Below are 19,704 nucleotides of genomic sequence, written 5' to 3'. Positions count from 1 at the left end.
TTGGGTTCGTGACCGGATCGCCTCCAACGGCCCTCCGGCCGCAGCATCCGAGCCCTCGATCGCTGCACGGCCTCGCCGAGACGTTCGACCTCGACGTGCGCGGCGACATCGACGACCTCGAGGTCACCGGCGTCGTGCTCAACTCCGCGGCCGTCCGCCCCGGCGACCTGTACGTCGGGGTGCCCGGCCGCAACGCCCACGGCGCCTCGTTCGCCGGGGCCGCCCGCGACGGCGGCGCCGTCGCCGTGCTCACGGACCAGGCGGGCGCCGAGCTCGCGGTCGAGTCGGGCCTGCCGATCCTCGTCACCCCCGACGCCCGCGCCGCGCTCGGCGAGGTGGCCGCATGGATCCACCGCACCGCCGACAACCCGGCCACGCTCTTCGCCGTGACCGGCACGAACGGCAAGACGAGCGTCGTGTACCTGCTCTACGGCATCCTGCGCCAGCTCGGCGTGGTGGCCGGCCTCACGTCCACGGCCGAGCGCCGCATCGGCGACGAGGCGGTCACGAGCTCGCTGACGACCCCCGAGGCGAGCGAGCTGCACGCCCTGCTCGCGCGCATGCAGGAGGTCGACGTGCGCGCGGTCGGCATCGAGGTCTCCGCGCAGGCGCTCTCGCGCCACCGCGTCGACGGGCTCGTGTTCGACGTCGTCGGCTTCACGAACCTCAGCCACGACCACCTCGACGACTACGCGTCGATGGACCTGTACTTCGAGGCGAAGCGCGAGCTGTTCCAGCCCGAGCGCTCCCGCCGAGGCGTCGTGACGATCGACTCCGACTGGGGTCGCCGCCTCGTCGCCGAGTCGCGCATCCCGGTCACGACGCTCTCGACGAACCCCGAGGTCGACGCCGACTGGCGCCTCACGGTGCTCGAGGAGACCGCGACGCACACGTCGTTCGTGCTCGAGGGCCAGGGCGGCCGGCGACTCGAGACCCGCGTGCCGCTGCTCGGCTGGTACATGGCCGCGAACGCCGCCCTCGCGGTCGTGATGCTCGTCGAGGCCGGCTGGGACCTCGAGCAGATCACGCACGTGCTCGACCGCGACGGCGGCGTCGACGCGTACATCCCCGGCCGCGCCGAGCGCATCTCACGGGAGCGCGGACCCCTGGTCTACATCGACTACGGGCACAGCCCCGACGCGTTCCTGCAGACGCTCGGCGCCATCCGCCGGTTCACGACCGGCCGCCTCATCATGGTGTTCGGCGCCGACGGCGACCGCGACACCACGAAGCGCGCCGAGATGGGCGCCATCGCCGCGCGCGGCGCCGACGTCGTCGTCATCACCGACTTCCATCCGCGGTGGGAGGATCCCGCCGCCATCCGCGCCGCGCTCATCGCCGGCGCACGCGAGGCCGTGCCCGACCGCGAGATCCACGAGATCGCCGATCCGCGGGCGGCGTTCCGCGCCGCGGTCGCACTGGCCGGCGAGGGCGACGCGATCCTCTACGCCGGACCGGGCCACGAGGACTACCACGAGGTGAAGGGCGTGAAGATCCCGTACTCAGCCAGAGACGACGCGAAGCAGGCATTGCGCGAGGCGGGCTGGGACGCATGATCGCCCTGACCCTGGCCGAGATCGCCTCGGCGGTCGACGGCACGCTGCACCTCGAGGGCACGGATGCCACGACCGACACGGTCGTCGACGGCGCCGTGACCACGGACTCCCGCGAGGTCGGCGCCGGCGACGTGTTCTTCGCCAAGCGCGGCGAGTTCGACGACGGGCACCGGTTCGCGCCCGCCGCCGTCGAGCAGGGCGCGGCGCTGCTCGTCGTCGAGCACGCCCTCGAGCTTCCGGTGCCGCAGGTCATCGTGGCCGACTCGGTCGACGCGCTCGGCGCGCTCGCGACCGAGGTCGTGCGACGGGTGCGGGCGCGCGGACGACTGCGGATCGTCGGCGTCACCGGCTCGAACGGCAAGACCACGACGAAGAACCTGCTCCGCGAGATCCTCACGGCGCAGGGCGACACCGTCGCCTCGCGCAAGTCGTTCAACAACGAGGTGGGCGGCCCGATCACCGCGCTCGAGCTCACCGACGACACCGAGTTCCTCGTCGCCGAGATGGGCGCGTCGGCCGTCGGCGAGATCGCGCGGCTCGTCCGCATGGCGCACCCCGACATCGGCATCGTGCTGAAGGTCGGCCTCGCGCACGCCGGCGAGTTCGGCGGCATCGAGCAGACCGTGCGGGCGAAGTCCGAGATGGTGACCGAGCTCACGGCCGACGAGGTCGCGGTGCTCAATGCCGACGACCCTCGGGTCGCCTCGATGTCCGGCGTCACCGCGGCGCGCGTCGTGTGGTTCGGGCTCGGCGAACGCGCCGACGTGCGGGCGACCGAGCTCGTCGTGCACGCGCGCGGCACCGAGTTCACGATCACGGCGCCCGGCGGGGCATCCGCTCGCGTGCGCTTCGGGGTGCTCGGCGAGCACCACGTGATGAACGCGCTCGCGGCCACCGCCGCCGCGCTCGAGCTCGGCGTGCCGCTCCCGGCGATCGTCGAGGCGCTCGAGTCGGTCAGGCTGGCCGAGCGCTGGCGCATGGAGGTCATGGGCGGCCGCGACGATGTCACGGTCATCAACGACGCCTACAATGCGAGCCCCGACTCGATGGCGGCCGCGCTCAAGACGTTGGCGCAGGTGCAGGAGCCGGGCACGCGCACCATCGCGGTGCTCGGCGAGATGAGCGAGCTCGGCGAGTTCTCGGGCGAGGAGCACGACCGCATCGGCCTGCTCGCCGTGCGGCTCGGCATCTCGCAGCTCGTCGTGGTCGGAGCGGGCGCCCGGCGGCTGCACATCACGGCCGTCAACGAGGGATCGTGGGACGGCGAGTCCGCCTACGTCGAGGGCGCCGACGAGGCGTTCGACCTCGTGACCTCGATCGCCCGGCCGGGCGACACCGTGCTCGTGAAATCGTCGAACGCGGCGGGTCTCCGCCTCCTCGGCGACCGACTGGGAGAATGGTTCGCATGAGCGGCGGGGCAGCACTGACGATCCGCCTGCTCGGCGGCCGACCTGGAGATTCGTTCGCATGAGAGCACTGCTGACCGCCGGGGCGTTGTCGCTCGCCTTCACGCTGTTCCTCACGCCGCTGTTCATCCGGCTATTCACGCGCATCGGGTGGGGCCAGTTCATCCGCGACGACGGGCCGAAGAGCCACCACGTCAAGCGCGGCACGCCCACGATGGGCGGCATCATCTTCATCCTGGGCAGCCTGTTCGGGTACTTCGGCGCGACGTTCCTCGTGAGCGGCGAGCCGCCGACCGCGTCGGCGATGCTCATCCTGCTGATGATGGTCGGACTCGGCATCGTCGGGTTCATCGACGACTTCCTGAAGACGCGGAAGAAGCAGAGCCTCGGCCTGGGCGGCTGGGCGAAGATCCTCGGCCAGGTCGTGGTGGCCACGGCGTTCGCGCTGCTCGCGCTGCAGTTCCCGAACGAGCACGCGGTCACGCCGGCGAACACGAGCATCTCGTTCATCCGCGACCTGCCGCTCGACTTCATGGTGTTCGGCACGATCGTCGGCGTGATCCTCTACGTGATCTGGATCTGCCTCCTCACGGTCGCCGCGTCGAACGGCGTGAACGTCACCGACGGCCTCGACGGCCTGGCGGGCGGCGCGTCGATCCTCGCCATCGGCTCGTTCGTCATCATCGGCTTCTGGCAGTTCAACCAGTCGTGCTTCAGCGAGAACCTCAACCCGAGCGACGCGTACCGCTGCTACGAGGTACGCGATCCGCTCGACATCGCGATCGTGGCCACCGCGATCGTCGGCGGCCTCATCGGCTTCCTCTGGTGGAACACCAACCCGGCGCACATCTACATGGGCGACACCGGCTCGCTCGCGCTCGGCGGCGCCCTGGCGGCGCTCGCGATCGTGAGCCACACCGAGCTGCTCCTGCTCCTCATCGGCGGCCTGTTCGTCATCGAGACCGGTTCGGTCATCGTGCAGCGCGCGTACTTCAAGCTCTCGGGTGGCAAGCGCGTGTTCCTCATGAGTCCCATCCACCATCACTTCGAGCTCAAGGGCTGGGCCGAGGTCACGATCGTCGTGCGGTTCTGGATCATCGCCGGCCTGTTCGTGGCGGCCGGCGTCGGCAGCTTCTACTTCGAATGGCTGCAGAGTTGACCGACTCGGATACCGCGGGCGTCGCCGCCCGGCTCGAGACCCTCACGAGTTGGAACGCCGACTGGCGGGGCCTGCGCGTCGCCGTGCTCGGGCTCGGCGTCACCGGGTTCGCGGTAGCGGACACGCTGACCGAGCTCGGCGCAGAGGTGCTGGTGCTCGCGCCCGCCGTCGACGACGACCGCGCCCGGATCCTCGAGGTCATCGGGGCGCGGCTCGTGCGGCATCCCCTCGACGCGGTGCCCGACGAGCTGGTCGCGTTCGCGCCCGAGCTCGTCGTCGCATCGCCCGGCTTCCACCCCGACCACCCCGTGCTCGACTGGGCGTCGGCGAACGCCGTCGCGGTGTGGGGCGACATCGAGCTCGCCTGGCGCGTGCGCGACAAGGTGAACGCCGCCGAGTGGATCCTCGTGACCGGCACGAACGGCAAGACCACGACCGTGCAGCTCACCGCGACCTTCCTCGCGGCCAACGGCCTCCGCGCGGCGCCGTGCGGCAACATCGGCGTGCCCGTGCTCGACGCCGTGCGCGACCCGGGCGGGTTCGACGTGCTCGTCGTCGAGCTGTCGAGCTACCAGCTCCACCACCTCCCGAAGACCGGGCCAGGGGCGCTGCATCCGTGGGCGAGCGTGTGCCTCAACATCGCCGACGACCACCTCGACTGGCACGGGTCGGCCGAGGCGTACCGGGCGGCGAAGGCCACGGTCTACGAGAACACGAAGGTCGCGTGCGTCTACAACCGCGCCGACGAGGCGACCATGCACATGGTCGAGGAGGCCGACGTCGAGGAGGGCGCCCGCGCCATCGGGTTCGGCCTCGACGTGCCGGGGCCCAGCGACTTCGGCGTCGTCGAGGGCATCCTCTGCGACCGCGCGTTCCTCGAGGAGCGGCGCACCGCCGCGCTCGAGATCGTCACCGTCGGCGAGCTCGAGCCGCGCGGGCTCTCGGCGCCGCACGTCGTGCAGAACATCCTCGCCGCGTCCGCGCTCGCGCGCTCCTACGGCGTGCCCGTGGGCGTCATCCACGACGCGCTCGGCGAGTTCCGGCTCGACGCGCACCGCATCGAGACGGTCGCGGTGGCCGGCGGCATCCGCTGGATCGACGACTCGAAGGCCACCAACCCGCACGCGGCCGAGGCGTCGCTGCGCGCGTTCGGCCGCGTCGTCTGGATCGTGGGCGGCCTGCTGAAGGGCGTCGACGCGGACGCGCTCGTCGCCGCGCACGCGAGCCGCCTTCGCGCCGCGATCGTGATCGGCGTCGACCGGGCCGCGCTCGTCGCGGCGTTCCGGCGACACGCGCCCGAGCTGCCCCTCTTCGAGGTGGCCACCGACGACACTGAGACGGTGATGCCCGAGGCGGTCGCGCTGGCCGCCGCCGTGGCGGAAGACGGGGACACCGTGCTCCTCGCCCCCGCCGCGGCGTCCATGGATCAGTTCGCCGACTACGCCGACCGAGGCCGGCGATTCCACGAGGCGGTCAGGGCGAGGCTGGGAGGTGAGGCGGATGGCGACTCCGCCCCGCACGACCCGACCTCCGAAGGCTGAGGCCGCGGGCGTCTCCGCCGCCCGCATCCGGCTCGGACGCGTCTTCCGCGTCGAGTCGAAGGACTACTTCCTGCTGCTCGGGACCACGCTCTTCCTCGTGGTCTTCGGCCTCGTGATGGTGCTGTCGTCGTCCTCGGTCGAGTCGAACCTCGAGGACGGCGGGTTCTTCGTGCAGGCCCAGCGGCAGGGCCTGTATGCGCTGTTCGGCGTTCCGATCATGCTCATCGCGGGCCGGATGCCAGAACGCGCGTGGATGGTGGCCGCCTGGCCGCTGCTGCTCGTGTCGTGCGCGCTGCAGCTGCTCGTCGTCGCGACACCGCTCGGCATCACGGTCGGCGGCAACACGAACTGGCTCGCCATCGGCGGGGTGCAGTTCCAGCCGTCGGAGCTCATCAAGGTCGCGCTCGTGATCTGGCTGGGCCTCATCGTCACGAAGAAGCAGGGGCTGCTCGACGACTTCGGCCGGGGCATCCTGCCGATCCTCCTCGTCGGCGGCACCGCGATCGGGCTCGTGCTCATCGGCGGCGACCTCGGCACGGTCATGATCATGGGCGCGATGCTCATCGGGGCGCTGTTCCTCATCGGGGTGCGCCTGCGGCTCCTGCTGCCCGTCGTGCTCCTCGGCGCCACGGTGTTCGTGATCGTCGCGGTGTCGAGCGACAGCCGGATGCGTCGGATCACCGCGTTCCTGCAGGAGAACTGCACGCAGTTCGACAACGACGACTGCTGGCAGATCCAGCACGGCCGGTTCGCGCTCGCGAACGGCGGCGTGTTCGGCGTCGGGCTCGGCAACTCGACGGCGAAGTGGTCGTGGCTGCCCGCGGCCGACAACGACTTCATCTTCGCGATCATCGGCGAGGAGCTCGGGCTCATCGGCGCGGTCGTCGTGATCGGCCTGTTCGTGCTGCTCGCGATCGCGTTCGCACGCGTGCTGCGTGCGGCCCGCACGCCGTTCGCCAAGGCGGTCACCGCGGCCGTCCTCGTGTGGGTGGTCGGCCAGGCCTGTGTCAATATCGGTGTCGTGCTCGGAGTCTTCCCCGTCCTCGGCGTCCCCCTTCCACTCGTCTCGGCAGGCGGCACCGCCCTGCTCACGACGCTCTTCGCGATCGGCGTGGTGCTCTCGGTCGCGCGCGACCCCGAGGCATCCGTGCGTGCCGCCGCTCGCGCGCAGGCCCGCGCCGCGGCCCGATCGGCCGGACGGCCGGCGCGATGACCACGTACCTGCTGGCCGGCGGAGGGACTGCCGGCCACGTGAACCCGCTGCTCGCCGTCGCCGACCGGCTCCGCAAGCGGAACCCCGACGACGAGGTGCTCGTGCTCGGCACCGCCGAGGGCCTCGAGTCCCGGCTCGTGCCCCAGCGCGGCTACGAGCTGCTCACGATCGCGAAGGTCCCGTTCCCGCGTCGCCCGAACCGCGCGGCCGTCGCGTTCCCGTCGCGGTTCCGCCGGTCGATCGACGACGTGCGGTCGATCATCGAGGAGCGCGGCGTCGACGTCGTCGTCGGCTTCGGCGGCTACGTCTCGACGCCCGCCTACCTCGCCGCGCGCCGGGCGGGCGTGCCCGTCGCGATCCACGAGGCGAATGCGAGGCCCGGGCTCGCGAACCGGCTCGGCTCGCGGTGGGCGGCGGGCGTCGGCGTCGCGTTCGGCGGCACGCCGCTGAAGGGCGCGGAGGTCGTCGGCATGCCGCTCCGCAACGAGATCGAGGCGCTCGACCGAACGGGGCTCCGCGACGAGGCCGCGCGGCTCCACCGGCTCGACCCGGCGCGCCCGGTCCTGCTCGCCACCGGCGGATCGCTCGGCGCGCGGCGCATCAACCGCACCATGGCGGCGAGCGCCGCGGCGCTCGTCGCCACCGGATGGCAGGTGCTGCACATCACGGGCGCCTCGTCCGACGTCGAGGACCCCGGCCTGCCGGGCTACCGCATGGTCGAGTACGCCGACCGCATGGACCTCGCGCTCGCCCTGGCCGGCTTCGCCGTCTCGCGCGCGGGCGCCGCGACCGTGAGCGAGCTCGCCGCGCTCGGCATCCCCGCGGTGTACGTGCCGTATCCGGTCGGCAACGGCGAGCAGCGGTTCAACGCCGCCGACGTCGTCGGGGCGGGCGGTGGCATCCTCGTCGACGACGCCGACTTCACGCCCGAATGGGTCGCCGCCGAGCTCGTGCCCCTGCTCGGCGACCGCACCCGCGTCGACGCCATGGCCGCCGCCGCGGCATCCGTCGGCCACCGCGACGGCACCGACCGCATGGTGGCGCTCGTCGACGCGGCGCTCGGCGGGGGTGCCGGCGACTCGGCCGGCAGCGCGTAACGTGGTGTGAGCGGATGCCGCGGCATCCGCGAGCCGCCGCCCGGCACGCATCGAACGCACCGCACGCATCGCTTCGCATCCATCGCCCCGAGGAAGAACCGCCGCACGTGACCATCAAGCCCGACCTCACCGCCCAGATCCCCGCCGACCTCGGCGCCGTGCACTTCGTCGGCATCGGCGGCTCGGGCATGAGCGGGATCGCCCGACTCGTGCTCGGCGAGGGGCACCGGGTCACCGGATCCGACGTGCGCGACTCCGCCAACATCGCCGCGCTGCGCGAGCTCGGCGCCGTGGTCGCGATCGGGCACGACGCCGCGAACCTCCCCGACGACGTCGACACCGTCGTCGTGACCGGCGCCCTCTGGCAGGACAACCCCGAGTACCAGCTCGCGCTGCAGCGCGGGCTGCCCGTCCTGCACCGGTCGCAGGCGCTCGCGGCGCTCATCGGCGGCCGGCGGCTCGTGTCGGTCGCGGGCGCGCACGGCAAGACCACCTCGACGGGCATGATCGTCACGGGCCTGCTCGAGCTCGGCGAGGACCCGAGCTTCGTGAACGGCGGCGTCATCGCCGACCTCGGCGTGAGCTCGGCGGCGGGCGATGCCGAGCTGTTCGTCGTCGAGGCCGACGAGTCCGACGGCTCGTTCCTGCTCTACGACACCTCGATCGCGCTCATCACGAACGTCGACCCCGACCACCTCGACCACTACGGCTCGCGCGACGCCTTCGAGCAGGCGTTCGTCGACTTCGGCGACCGCGCTCGAGAGCTCGTCGTCATCTCCTCCGACGACCCCGGTGCGACGCGCGTCCGAGAGCGGCTCTCCCACGGCAACGTCGTCACGTTCGGCGAGGCGGCGGATGCCACGGTGCGCGTGCACTCCGTCGAGACCGACGGCCCCGTGGCCTTCGCGATCGACTACGCGGGGGCGTCCTACACGGCACGCCTGCGCGTCCCCGGACGCCACAACGCGATCAACGCGGCGGGCGCGTTCGCCGTGCTCGTCGGCCTCGGCCACGACCCGGCCGCAGCGCTCGCGGGCATCGCGACGTTCGGCGGCACGGGCCGGCGCTTCGAGCTGCACGGCACGGTCGGCGGCGTGAGCGTCTACGACGACTACGCACACCACCCGACCGAGGTCGCCGCCGCCCTCGCCGCGGCCCGCACGGTCGTCGGCGACGGCCGCATCATCGCCGTGCACCAGCCGCACACCTACAGCCGCACGCAGGCCTTCGCGAAGGAGTTCGCCGAGGTGCTCGAGCAGTACGCCGACGAGACCGTCGTGCTCGACGTCTACGGCGCACGCGAGGACCCGGTGCCCGGCGTGACCGGCGCGCTCGTGAGCGAGCGCTTCGCCGACCCGTCGAAGGTCGCGTTCATCGTCGACTGGCAGGAGGCCGCCGACCACACCGCGAAGATCGCGCACGACGGCGACTTCGTGATCACGCTGGGCTGCGGCGACGTCTACCGCATCGTGCCGCAGCTGCTCGGCTCGCTCGAGCGGGAGCGCGAGTGAGGATGCGCCGCGCGTGAAGCGCCCCCAGGGCTTCGACCGGCCTCCCGCGCCGCGGGCGGCCGACCACGGAGTGATGCGGGGCCAGGGCGCGTCGGCACCTGATGCCCCGACGTCCCCGGTCGCGTCACGGGCCGGCCGCGCGCCAGTCGCACCCGATGCCGACCGGACGTCGACCGAGCCGATCCCGGTGGTCGTCGGGGCGCCGACGACGACCGCGAGCCCGGGCACGGAGGGTGCGACGGGTGCCGGGCGTGCCGTGCCACGGACCTCGTCGGCGACGAACGCGACCGAGGTGCTGCCCGACCTGCGGGACCCCGCCGGCCTCCCGGATGCCGCCGCCCCGCGCAACCCCGCCGATGCGCGCGACCCCGCGGTCGACGGTCCCGCCGCGTTCGCCGATCGCGCCGAGGGAGTCGCCGACGCGCCGCGCAGCCCCCGCGCCGCGAAGCGCGCCCTCGCCGCCGCGGCACGGGAGCGCCGGCGCTACGAGCGCCAGGAGGTGCGCCGCTTCACCAAGCGCTCGCGGCGCCGCCGGATCACCTGGGCGGTCGCCGTCGGCGCGGTGCTCGCCGTCGTGGCCGTCGTCGGCATCGGCGCGTACTCGCCGCTCATGGCGCTCCGCGAGGTGCGCGTCGAAGGCGCGCAGCGCATCGCCGCCGACGAGGTGCAGGGCGCGTTCGCGACGCTGCTCGGCACCCCGCTCCCGCTCATCGAAGGCGACCAGGTGCACGCCGCGCTCGCGCGCTTCCCGCTGATCGAGACGTACGCGACCGAGACCATCCCGCCCGGCACGCTCGTGGTCCGCATCGTCGAGCGCACGCCCGTCGGCGTGATCGACACCGGCTCGGGCCTCGAGCTCGTCGACGGCGCGGGCGTCGTGATCGAGCGCCTCGATGAGCGGCCGCCCGGTCAGCCGCTCATCGAGGTCGAGGGTGGAGTGGCCGACGAGGGATTCCGCGCCGTGGCCGGCGTGGTGCGCAGCCTCCCGGCCGACGTCCGGTCCCAGCTCGTCCGCGCGACGGCGGACACCGCCGACGACGTTCGGCTCGAGCTCGAGGGCGGCGCGAGCGTGGTGTGGGGGAGCGCCGAGGACTCCTCGTTCAAGGCCGACGTGCTCGCGACGCTCATGCGGGCGGCGCCGCCCGACACCGTCTCGCAGTACGACGTCTCGGCGCCGACGAGCCCCGTGACCTCCTGATCGGGTCGGATCGAGGTGGCGCAGGCGACGATCGAGGCGTCCTGCGCCTGCGGTTCGCGACACGCGGGGCGTCATTGCCGAGCGGCGTGCGAGCGGCACCTACCTTCGAATCAGGAATTGCATACTCAGCAAAACTTTAACCTTCGACTAGAGGTTCAAGGTTCAGAGTTCGCACGGAGGGCCGGACATGTCGTCTAACCAGAACTACCTCGCCGTCATCAAGGTCGTCGGCATCGGCGGCGGCGGTGTCAACGCCGTCAACCGCATGATCGAGCTCGGCCTGCGCGGGGTCGAGTTCATCGCGATCAACACCGACGCGCAGGCCCTGCTCATGTCGGACGCGGACGTCAAGCTCGACGTCGGCCGGGACCTCACCCGGGGCCTCGGCGCCGGCGCCGACCCCGAGGTCGGACGACGCGCCGCCGAGGACCACGCGGAGGAGATCGAGGAGGCGCTCGCGGGCGCCGACATGGTCTTCGTCACCGCGGGCGAGGGCGGCGGCACCGGCACGGGCGGCGCTCCCGTGGTCGCGCGCATCGCGAAGTCGATCGGAGCCCTCACCATCGGCGTCGTGACGAAGCCGTTCGGCTTCGAGGGCAAGCGCCGCCAGACGCAGGCCGAGCAGGGCGTCGCGCGGCTGAAGGAAGAGGTCGACACCCTCATCGTCGTGCCGAACGACCGCCTGCTCGAGATCAGCGACCGCGGGATCTCGATGCTCGAGGCGTTCGCCACGGCCGACCAGGTGCTGCTCGCCGGTGTCCAGGGCATCACCGACCTCATCACCACGCCCGGCCTCATCAACCTCGACTTCGCCGACGTGAAGTCCGTCATGCAGGGCGCCGGTTCCGCCCTCATGGGCATCGGATCGTCGCGCGGTGCCGACCGGGCGATCAAGGCCGCGGAGCTCGCCGTCGCGAGTCCACTCCTCGAGGCGTCGATCGACGGCGCCCACGGCGTGCTCCTCTCGATCCAGGGCGGGTCGAACCTCGGCATCTTCGAGATCAACGACGCGGCGCGACTCGTCCAGGAGGCCGTGCACCCCGAGGCGAACATCATCTTCGGCGCCGTCATCGACGACACGCTCGGCGACGAGGTGCGCGTGACGGTCATCGCCGCCGGCTTCGACGGCGGCGAGCCGAACGCGAAGCAGCCGGTCGAGGCCAGGCGCACGAGCTTCGTGCCCGCCACGGTGGGCGCGGCGGTCGGGGGAGCCGCGCTCGGCGGTTCGTCGCTCGGAGGGTCGTCGCTCGGTGGCGAGGCCGCCGACGTGATCGGCGAGATCGACATCGACGAGCTCGTCGAGACCGCCAACTGGGGCGAGGCGCCGACCGCGGCGGCCGACCAGATCGTCTCGGACCCCGTGTTCGAGGACGACGGCGACGACGAGCTCGACATCCCCGACTTCCTCAAGTGATGCCCGAGGGACCGGTCGTGCGGAGACGTCGATGAGCGACCTCGCCGACCGGCTCGCCTCGGTGCAGGGCAGCATCGCGGATGCCGCGAGGGACGCCGGCCGGAACCCGCACGAGGTGACGACCGTCGTCGTGACGAAGTTCCAGCCGGTGTCGCTGATCCGCGAACTCGTGCGCCTCGGCGTGCACGACATCGGGGAGAACCGGCACCAGGAGGCGCAGCAGAAGGCGGCGCAGCTCGCCGATCTCGACCTGCGCTGGCACTTCGTCGGGCAGCTCCAGGGCAAGAAGGCGCGACAGGTCCGCGCCTACGCGACGGCGATCCACTCGATCGACCGGGCGTCGCTCGTGGACGCGCTGCGCTCGGACGAGGCGTCCGTCGACTGCTTCGTGCAGGTCAACCTGACCGACGACCCGAAGCGGGGCGGAGTGCAGCCCGACGACCTCGACCCGCTCGTCGAGCACGTCCTCGCGACGCCGGGGCTCCGGCTGCGCGGGCTCATGGCGGTCGCGCCCCTCGGCGAGCCGCCGCGCCCGGCGTTCGCCCGCGTGCGCCTCCTGTCGGAGCGCGTGCAGCGGATCGCACCCGACGCGGGCGACCTGTCCATGGGGATGTCCCACGATTTCCGCGACGCCGTCCTGGAGGGTGCGACACACCTGAGGATCGGCACCGCAATCACCGGCAATCGGCCGGAAGCCGGTTAGCCTCGGAAGAGACGGATCGAAGACGGAGGCAGCGATGTCGAACCCGCTCAAGAAGACCATGGTCTACCTCGGACTCGCCGATGAGGAGCTCGAGCACGAGGCACCCCAGGCCGCGCCGGCGCCCGCTGCACCGATCGTGCACGCGGCGGCACCAGCCCCCGCCCCCAAGACCGGAGCGGCCGTCACGCCGCTTCGCAAGCACCAGGCACCCCAGAGCACACCGCAGGCGGAGATGAACGAGATCCTCACCGTGCACCCGCGTCAGTACCGTGACGCGCAGGTCATCGCCGAGTCCTTCCGAGAGGGAGTACCGGTCATCATCAACCTCTCGCAGATGTCCGACGGCGACGCACGTCGCCTCATCGACTTCGCGAGTGGACTTTCGCAGGGCCTCTACGGCAAGATCGAGCGCGTGACGAGCAAGGTGTTCCTGCTGTCGCCCGCCCACGTCGTGGTGTCGGGCGAGGCGGGCGAGGCCGACGGCGACGTCGACGCGTCCTTCTTCACCCACGCGTAGGCGCCCGTGGGCGTACTGGCAGTCGTCTGGAACATCCTCTACACGCTGCTCCTCATCTACTTCTTCGTGATGTGGGCGCGGTTCGTCCTCGATCTCGTGCGCACGTTCAACCGCACCTGGCGTCCGCGCGGGTTCTGGCTCGTCGTCGTCGAGGCGATCTACAGCGTCACGGATCCGCCCGTGCGCTTCTTCCGGCGGCTCGTGCCGCCGATACGCATCGGCCAGGTCGCACTCGACCTCGGGTGGAGCCTGGCCATGCTGCTCGTCATCGTCGCCATGACCGTGGTGTCGTGGCTGGCGGCCGGGGCCGCGGCATCCGGCTGACGATCTCCTGCGAGGGTGGCACGCCGTGACGTTCGGCACTGCGGCCCTCCTGAGACCTTTGCTACCGTTAGCAGAACGTGATCGAAACGGTCCGACAGATTCGAGGGATGGGAAGCCATGGCGCTAACTCCGGAAGATGTGGTCAACAAGCGCTTCCAGGCGACGAAGTTCCGGGAGGGCTACGACCAGGACGAAGTCGATGACTTCCTCGACGAGGTGGTCGTCGAGCTCCGACGGCTGAACGGCGAGAACGAGGAGCTGCGCCAGCGCCTGGCCGCGGCCGAGGCCCGTGCCGCGGACGCGTCGAAGGGCGCCGCCGCCGCTGCGCCGGCCCCCGCCGCGGTCTACACCGAGCCGGCCGCCCCGCCGCCCACCGTCGCCGTGCCGACGCAGGCGCCCGCCGCGCCGCAGTCCGAGCTCGACGAGCAGACCTCGACGACGAACCTCCTGCAGCTCGCCCGCCGCCTCCACGAGGAGCACGTGCGCGAGGGCATCGAGAAGCGCGACGCGCTGATCGCCGAGGGCCACGCCACCGCCGCGCGCGTCGTCGCCGAGGCCGAGGCCAAGCAGCGCCAGCAGATGGGCATCCTCGACCAGGAGCGCATGGCGCTCGAGAAGCGGGTCGACGAGCTTCGCGTGTTCGAGCGCGACTACCGCGCCAAGCTGAAGAGCTACATCGAGGGCCAGCTGCGCGAGCTCGACACCGCCGCGCCGGTGCAGGTCTCGGGCAACCAGGGCTTCTCCTCGGGCATCTCCGCCGAGCAGACCCCCGCTCCGACCTTCCAGGGCTTTGGCGGCTGAGCGGGCCGCGAAGGTCGGCACCACCGCAGCACTCCTCATCCTGGTCGGGGCCGCCCTCGCGGTGTACGGCCTCGACCAGCTGAGCAAGTACCTCGTCGTCACGAACCTCACCGAGGGCGAGGTCGTCCAGGTCCTGGGTCCGGTGCTGCAGTGGCAGTTCGTGCGCAACCCCGGTGCTGCCTTCTCGCTCGCCAGCGGCATGACGTGGATCTTCACGATCCTCGCGGCCGGCGTCATCACGTTCATCGTGTGGTTCGCACGCCGCATCCACTCCATCGCGTGGGCGCTCGTCTTCGGGCTCCTGCTCGGCGGCGTGCTGGGCAACCTCACCGACCGGCTCCTGCGTGAACCGAGCTTCGGCCTCGGCCACGTGATCGACTTCATCTCGACCCCGTGGATGCTGCCGGCGATCTACAACGTCGCCGACATCGCCATCGTGTCGAGCATGGTGCTCTTCATGATCCTCACGATCCGCGGCGTCGGCCTCGACGGCACCCGCGAGTCGAAGCGATCGGATGCCGCGCGCGACGCGGAGGCCGCGGGCGACGCCGAGGCGACCGGTGGTCCCGCCGCGCCCGCGCCCGGAGCGGCGACGGCGGACGGCGCCGACGGCGCAGCCGCGGGCGAGGGGAAGACCCCGCTCGCCGGCACCCAGCTGGCCGCCGAGTCCTGAGTATGGAGCATCGCTCGTTCCCCGTGCCCGACGGGCTCGACGGCGTGCGCGTCGACCAGGGGCTCGCGAAGCTCCTCGGCTTCTCGCGCACGCAGGCGGCCGACATCGCGGCAGCCGGGGGAGCCGCGCTCGACGGTGCGGCGGTCGACAAGTCCGACCGGCTGCGCGCCGGCGCCTGGCTCGAGGTGAGCTGGGAGCCGCCGCGCACGCTCGAGGTCGTGCCGGTGGCGGTTCCCGACCTCGGCATCGTGCACGACGACGACGACCTCGTCGTGGTCGACAAGCCCGCGGGGGTCGCGGCGCATCCGTCGCTCGGCTGGGACGGGCCGACCGTGGTCGGCGCCCTCGCGGCGGCCGGCTTCCGCATCTCCACGTCGGGCGCGCCCGAACGCCAGGGGGTGGTGCACCGGCTCGACGCCGGCACGAGCGGGCTCATGGTCGTCGCGAAGTCCGAGCGCGCGTACACCGAGCTGAAGCGCCAGTTCCACGACCGCGAGGTCGAGAAGATCTACCACACGGTCGTGCAGGGGCATCCCGACCCGCTCGCGGGCACGATCGACGCGCCGGTCGGGCGGCATCCGAGGTCGGAGTGGAAGTTCGCCGTCACGTCCGACGGCAAGCACGCGGTGACGCACTACGAGACGATCGAGGCGTTCCCGTTCGCGTCGCTGCTCGAGGTGCACCTCGAGACGGGGCGCACGCACCAGATCCGCGTGCACATGGCGGCCCAGCGGCATCCGTGCGCCGGCGACGCCATGTACGGCGCCGACCCGACGCTCTCGGCCCGGCTGGGCCTGACCCGGCAGTGGCTGCACGCGAAGGAGCTGTCGCTCACGCATCCGGGCACCGGGCGCTGGGCGACGTTCGAGTCGGAGTACCCGGCCGACCTCGCGCACGCGCTCGACGTGCTGCGGGGCGACTGAGTCGATCCGTCCGGGCCGATCCGCCGTCGTCAGCGCGACTCGCGCCCGGCGCCGGCCGCGACGTGGGCGGGTCGCCGTAGACTCGGAGCACCCCCGAGATCCACCAGCAGTACTTCGATGAGGAGCCCCGTGGCCGCCGATTCCTTCGTCCACCTGCACGTCCACTCCGAGTACTCGATGCTCGACGGCGCCGCTCGGGTCGGGGAGCTCATCAAGGCGACGCAGGAGCAGGAGATGCCCGCCGTCGCGGTCACCGACCACGGCAACGTGTTCGGCGCCTACGACTTCTGGCGGCAGGCGACCGACGCCGGCATCAAGCCCATCATCGGCACCGAGGCGTACATCACGCCAGGCACGGCGCGCGGCGACCGCACCCGCGTGCGATGGGGCAACGGCGGCGAAGACGACGTGTCGGGCTCCGGTGCGTACACGCACATGACCCTCCTGTCCGAGACGACCGAGGGCATGCACAACCTGTTCCGGCTCTCGAGCCTCGCGTCGATCGAGGGCTACTACTTCAAGCCCCGCATGGACCGCGAACTGCTCCAGCAGTACTCGTCGGGACTCATCGCCACGACCGGCTGCGCCAGCGGCGAGGTGCAGACGCGCCTGCGACTCGGCCAGTACGACGAGGCCGTGAGGGCGGCATCCGAGTACCGCGACATCTTCGGACCCGAGAACTACTACGCCGAGATCATGGACCACGGGCTCGGCATCGAGCGGCGCGTCATGGACGACCTGCTGCGCCTCGCGAAGCAGCTCGACCTGCCGCTCGTCGCCACCAACGACCTGCACTACACGCACGCGCACGACGCGAAGAGCCACGCTGCCCTGCTCTGCGTGCAGTCGGGTTCGACGCTCGACGACCCGAACCGCTTCAAGTTCGACGCCGACGAGTTCTACCTCAAGACCGCGGCCGAGATGCGGCACCTGTTCCGCGACCACCCCGAGGCCTGCGACAACACCCTCCTCATCGCCGAGCGCGCGAACGTGCAGTTCAACACGAGCGCGAACTACATGCCGCGGTTCCCCGTGCCCGAGGGCGAGAGCGAGGAGAGCTGGTTCGTCAAGGAGGTCGAGCGCGGTCTCCACGTGCGGTACCCCAACGGCATCCCCGACGAGGTGCGCAAGCAGGCCGACTACGAGGTGGGCGTCATCTCGCAGATGGGCTTCCCGGGCTACTTCCTCGTCGTCGCAGACTTCATCAACTGGTCGAAGAACAACGGCATCCGAGTGGGCCCCGGCCGCGGCTCGGGTGCCGGCTCCATGGCCGCCTACGCGATGCGGATCACCGACCTCGACCCGCTGCGGCACGGTCTCATCTTCGAGCGGTTCCTCAACCCCGACCGCGTGTCCATGCCCGACTTCGACGTGGACTTCGACGAGCGCCGGCGCGGCGAGGTCATCCGGTACGTCACCGAGAAGTACGGCGACGAGCGCGTCGCGCAGATCGTGACCTACGGCACCATCAAGGCGAAGCAGGCCCTCAAGGACTCGAGCCGGGTGCTCGGGTTCCCGTTCGGCATGGGGGAGAAGCTCACCAAGGCGATGCCGCCCGCCATCATGGGCAAGGACATCCCGCTCTCGGGCATCGTCGACTCCGCGCACCCCCGCTACAAGGAGGCGGGCGACATCCGCGCGCTCATCGAGACGGACGCCGAGGCGAAGACGGTCTTCGACACGGCGCTCGGCCTCGAGAACCTCAAGCGCCAGTGGGGCGTGCACGCCGCGGGCGTCATCATGTCGAGCGACCCGCTCATCGACATCATCCCGATCATGAAGCGGGAGCAGGACGGCCAGATCGTCACGCAGTTCGACTACCCGGCGTGCGAGTCCCTCGGGCTCATCAAGATGGACTTCCTGGGGCTGCGCAACCTCACGATCATCGACGACGCCCTCGACAACATCGAGGCGAACCGCGGCTTCCGCCCGGTGCTCGAAGACCTCGCGCTCGACGATCCCGAGGCGTACGCGCTCCTCTCGCGGGGCGACACCCTCGGCGTGTTCCAGCTCGACGGCGGTCCCATGCGCTCGCTCCTGCGGCAGATGAAGCCCGACAACTTCGAGGACATCTCCGCCGTCATCGCGCTCTACCGTCCTGGCCCGATGGGTGCGAACTCGCACATCAACTACGCGCTCCGCAAGAACGGCCTGCAGCCGATCACGCCCATCCACGCGCAGCTCGAGGAGCCGCTGAAGGACATCCTCGACACGAGCTACGGCCTCATCATCTACCAGGAGCAGGTCATGGCGATCGCCCAGCGCGTCGCCGGGTTCTCGCTCGGCCAGGCCGACATCCTGCGCCGCGCGATGGGCAAGAAGAAGAAGTCCGAGCTCGACAAGCAGTACGAGGGCTTCTCGAAGGGCATGCACGACAACGGCTACTCGGATGCCGCGGTGAAGACCCTGTGGGACATCCTGCTGCCGTTCTCCGACTACGCGTTCAACAAGGCGCATTCGGCCGCCTACGGCGTGCTCAGCTACTGGACCGCGTACCTCAAGGCCCACTACCCGGCGGAGTACATGGCGGCCCTGCTCACGAGCGTCGGCGACGCGCGCGACAAGCTCGCGCTCTACCTCAACGAGTGCCGACGCATGGGCATCAAGGTGCTGCCGCCCGACGTGAACGAGTCGATCGGGTTCTTCGCGGCCGTCGGCGACGACATCCGGTTCGGGCTCGGGGCGGTGCGCAACGTCGGCTTCAACGTGGTCGACGCGATCCGCGCCGCGCGGGAGGAGAAGGGCCGTTTCGAGGCCTTCCACGACTTCCTGAAGAAGGTGCCGATCCAGGTCGCGAACAAGCGCACGGTCGAGTCGCTCGTGAAGGCGGGCGCGTTCGACTCGCTCGGGCACACGCGCCGCGCGCTCGTCGAGATCCACGAGGGCGCCGTCGAGTCGGCCGTGAAGGAGAAGCGCGCCGAGGAGGTCGGCGACGTCGGGTTCGACTTCGACAGCCTGTTCGAGGAGCACGAGCGGGAGGCCGCGCCCTCGCTCGTGCCCGACCGGCCCGAGTGGGCCAAGCGCGACAAGCTCGCGTTCGAGCGCGAGATGCTCGGGCTCTACGTCTCCGACCACCCGCTCGCGGGGCTCGAGGCGCCGCTCGCGAAGCACGCGTCGACCACCATCACCGAGCTGGTGTCGTCGGATGCCACGCAGGACGGCGACACCGTCACGATCGCCGGCCTCGTCACGAGCGTGCAGCACCGGGTCGCCCGCCAGAGCGGCAACCAGTACGGCATGATCCAGGTCGAGGACTTCTCGGGCGAGATCACCGTGATGTTCATGGGCAAGGCGTACCAGGAGTTCGCGCCCGGGCTGCGCGGCGACTCGATCGTGGTCGTCCGAGGTCGCGTCAGCCTGCGCGACGACGGCATGAACCTGCACGCCTACAGCGTGTTCTCGCCCGAGCTCGGCCAGGGCGACGAGTCCGGCCCGGTGGTGATCTCACTGCCCGACGTGCGCGCCACCACCGACACGATCACGGCGCTCGGCGACGTGCTCATCCGGCACGCGGGCGACACCGAGGTGCGGCTGAAGCTCGTGAAGGGCCGCACCGCCCGGGTCTTCGAGCTGCCGTACCCCGTGAAGGTCACGGCCGACTTCTACGGGGAGCTCAAGAGCCTGCTCGGCCCGAACTGCCTGGTGTGACGTCGGCTGCGGGCCGACAT

At 71.3% G+C, this 19,704-nt stretch carries 16 protein-coding genes; all 16 read left to right on the top strand.

Features of this window, described 5'->3' with window-relative positions:
• Positions 1-8 precede the first annotated feature (8 nt).
• The 16 genes from FYC51_RS18330 (at position 9) to dnaE (ending at position 19,684) form a co-directional block, all read left to right on the top strand.
• On the top strand, positions 9-1,556 hold the full coding sequence (locus tag FYC51_RS18330) for a Mur ligase family protein (protein WP_148735182.1): 1,548 nt from the start codon (positions 9-11) through the stop codon (positions 1,554-1,556).
• A complete protein-coding gene (locus FYC51_RS18325) occupies positions 1,553-2,965 on the top strand; it encodes a UDP-N-acetylmuramoyl-tripeptide--D-alanyl-D-alanine ligase (RefSeq protein ID WP_148735181.1) in 1,413 nt (470 codons plus the stop codon). The genes FYC51_RS18330 and FYC51_RS18325 overlap by 4 nt, the downstream gene beginning before the upstream one ends.
• Before the next feature lie 58 nt (positions 2,966-3,023).
• The gene (gene mraY / locus FYC51_RS18320) at positions 3,024-4,121 is read left to right on the top strand and encodes a phospho-N-acetylmuramoyl-pentapeptide-transferase (protein ID WP_148735180.1); all 1,098 of its coding nucleotides are present in this window, start codon (positions 3,024-3,026) and stop codon (positions 4,119-4,121) included.
• Positions 4,118-5,662, top strand: coding sequence for a UDP-N-acetylmuramoyl-L-alanine--D-glutamate ligase (gene murD / locus FYC51_RS18315; RefSeq protein ID WP_238476449.1), 1,545 nt, complete (start codon positions 4,118-4,120; stop codon positions 5,660-5,662). Before mraY ends, murD begins: the two co-directional genes overlap by 4 nt.
• Positions 5,622-6,875: a putative lipid II flippase FtsW gene (ftsW, locus tag FYC51_RS18310; RefSeq protein WP_148735178.1), complete on the top strand. Its 1,254-nt coding sequence runs from the start codon at positions 5,622-5,624 to the stop codon at positions 6,873-6,875. Before murD ends, ftsW begins: the two co-directional genes overlap by 41 nt.
• Positions 6,872-7,972 carry a UDP-N-acetylglucosamine--N-acetylmuramyl-(pentapeptide) pyrophosphoryl-undecaprenol N-acetylglucosamine transferase gene (locus FYC51_RS18305; RefSeq protein ID WP_148735177.1) on the top strand — a complete coding sequence of 367 codons (1,101 nt, stop codon included), beginning with the start codon at positions 6,872-6,874 and terminating at the stop codon, positions 7,970-7,972. Before ftsW ends, FYC51_RS18305 begins: the two co-directional genes overlap by 4 nt.
• Before the next feature lie 107 nt (positions 7,973-8,079).
• Entirely contained in the window at positions 8,080-9,483 is a 1,404-nt protein-coding gene (gene murC, locus FYC51_RS18300) for a UDP-N-acetylmuramate--L-alanine ligase (protein ID WP_238476448.1), read from the top strand.
• A gap of 256 nt (positions 9,484-9,739) precedes the next feature.
• Complete coding sequence (locus tag FYC51_RS18295; protein ID WP_238476447.1) at positions 9,740-10,681, top strand: cell division protein FtsQ/DivIB; 942 nt, start codon at positions 9,740-9,742, stop codon at positions 10,679-10,681.
• A 187-nt stretch (positions 10,682-10,868) separates the two neighbouring features.
• Complete coding sequence (ftsZ, locus tag FYC51_RS18290; RefSeq protein WP_148735175.1) at positions 10,869-12,095, top strand: cell division protein FtsZ; 1,227 nt, start codon at positions 10,869-10,871, stop codon at positions 12,093-12,095.
• Positions 12,096-12,126: 31 nt separating this feature from the next.
• The gene (locus tag FYC51_RS18285) at positions 12,127-12,798 is read left to right on the top strand and encodes a YggS family pyridoxal phosphate-dependent enzyme (RefSeq protein ID WP_148735174.1); all 672 of its coding nucleotides are present in this window, start codon (positions 12,127-12,129) and stop codon (positions 12,796-12,798) included.
• A gap of 34 nt (positions 12,799-12,832) precedes the next feature.
• Complete coding sequence (locus FYC51_RS18280) at positions 12,833-13,315, top strand: cell division protein SepF (protein ID WP_148735173.1); 483 nt, start codon at positions 12,833-12,835, stop codon at positions 13,313-13,315.
• Positions 13,316-13,321: 6 nt separating this feature from the next.
• On the top strand, positions 13,322-13,639 hold the full coding sequence (locus FYC51_RS18275; RefSeq protein ID WP_148735172.1) for a YggT family protein: 318 nt from the start codon (positions 13,322-13,324) through the stop codon (positions 13,637-13,639).
• A gap of 117 nt (positions 13,640-13,756) precedes the next feature.
• Positions 13,757-14,440, top strand: a complete 684-nt coding sequence (locus tag FYC51_RS18270; protein ID WP_148735171.1) for a DivIVA domain-containing protein — start codon at positions 13,757-13,759, stop codon at positions 14,438-14,440.
• Complete coding sequence (gene lspA, locus FYC51_RS18265; RefSeq protein WP_338014712.1) at positions 14,430-15,113, top strand: signal peptidase II; 684 nt, start codon at positions 14,430-14,432, stop codon at positions 15,111-15,113. The genes FYC51_RS18270 and lspA overlap by 11 nt, the downstream gene beginning before the upstream one ends.
• A gap of 2 nt (positions 15,114-15,115) precedes the next feature.
• Entirely contained in the window at positions 15,116-16,036 is a 921-nt protein-coding gene (locus FYC51_RS18260; RefSeq protein ID WP_148735170.1) for an RluA family pseudouridine synthase, read from the top strand.
• Between the two features lie 177 nt (positions 16,037-16,213).
• On the top strand, positions 16,214-19,684 hold the full coding sequence (gene dnaE, locus FYC51_RS18255; RefSeq protein ID WP_238476487.1) for a DNA polymerase III subunit alpha: 3,471 nt from the start codon (positions 16,214-16,216) through the stop codon (positions 19,682-19,684).
• Positions 19,685-19,704: the final 20 nt, after the last annotated feature.

Source organism: Agromyces mariniharenae (assembly GCF_008122505.1).
Lineage (GTDB): Bacteria > Actinomycetota > Actinomycetes > Actinomycetales > Microbacteriaceae > Agromyces > Agromyces mariniharenae.
This window is presented reverse-complemented; position numbering and strand designations above follow the sequence as displayed.

What these genes read in the sequence shown, in the direction of transcription:
- dnaE (WP_238476487.1), top strand. Translation starts at nt 16,214, where the DNA reads ATGCTCGACGGCGCCGCTCGGGTCGGGGAGCTCATCAAGGCGACGCAG.
- mraY (WP_148735180.1), top strand. Translation starts at nt 3,024, where the DNA reads ATGAGAGCACTGCTGACCGCCGGGGCGTTGTCGCTCGCCTTCACGCTG.
- FYC51_RS18285 (WP_148735174.1), top strand. Translation starts at nt 12,127, where the DNA reads ATGAGCGACCTCGCCGACCGGCTCGCCTCGGTGCAGGGCAGCATCGCG.
- FYC51_RS18260 (WP_148735170.1), top strand. Translation starts at nt 15,116, where the DNA reads ATGGAGCATCGCTCGTTCCCCGTGCCCGACGGGCTCGACGGCGTGCGC.
- FYC51_RS18325 (WP_148735181.1), top strand. Translation starts at nt 1,553, where the DNA reads ATGATCGCCCTGACCCTGGCCGAGATCGCCTCGGCGGTCGACGGCACG.
- ftsW (WP_148735178.1), top strand. Translation starts at nt 5,622, where the DNA reads ATGGCGACTCCGCCCCGCACGACCCGACCTCCGAAGGCTGAGGCCGCG.
- FYC51_RS18305 (WP_148735177.1), top strand. Translation starts at nt 6,872, where the DNA reads ATGACCACGTACCTGCTGGCCGGCGGAGGGACTGCCGGCCACGTGAAC.
- FYC51_RS18280 (WP_148735173.1), top strand. Translation starts at nt 12,833, where the DNA reads ATGTCGAACCCGCTCAAGAAGACCATGGTCTACCTCGGACTCGCCGAT.
- ftsZ (WP_148735175.1), top strand. Translation starts at nt 10,869, where the DNA reads ATGTCGTCTAACCAGAACTACCTCGCCGTCATCAAGGTCGTCGGCATC.
- FYC51_RS18270 (WP_148735171.1), top strand. Translation starts at nt 13,757, where the DNA reads ATGGCGCTAACTCCGGAAGATGTGGTCAACAAGCGCTTCCAGGCGACG.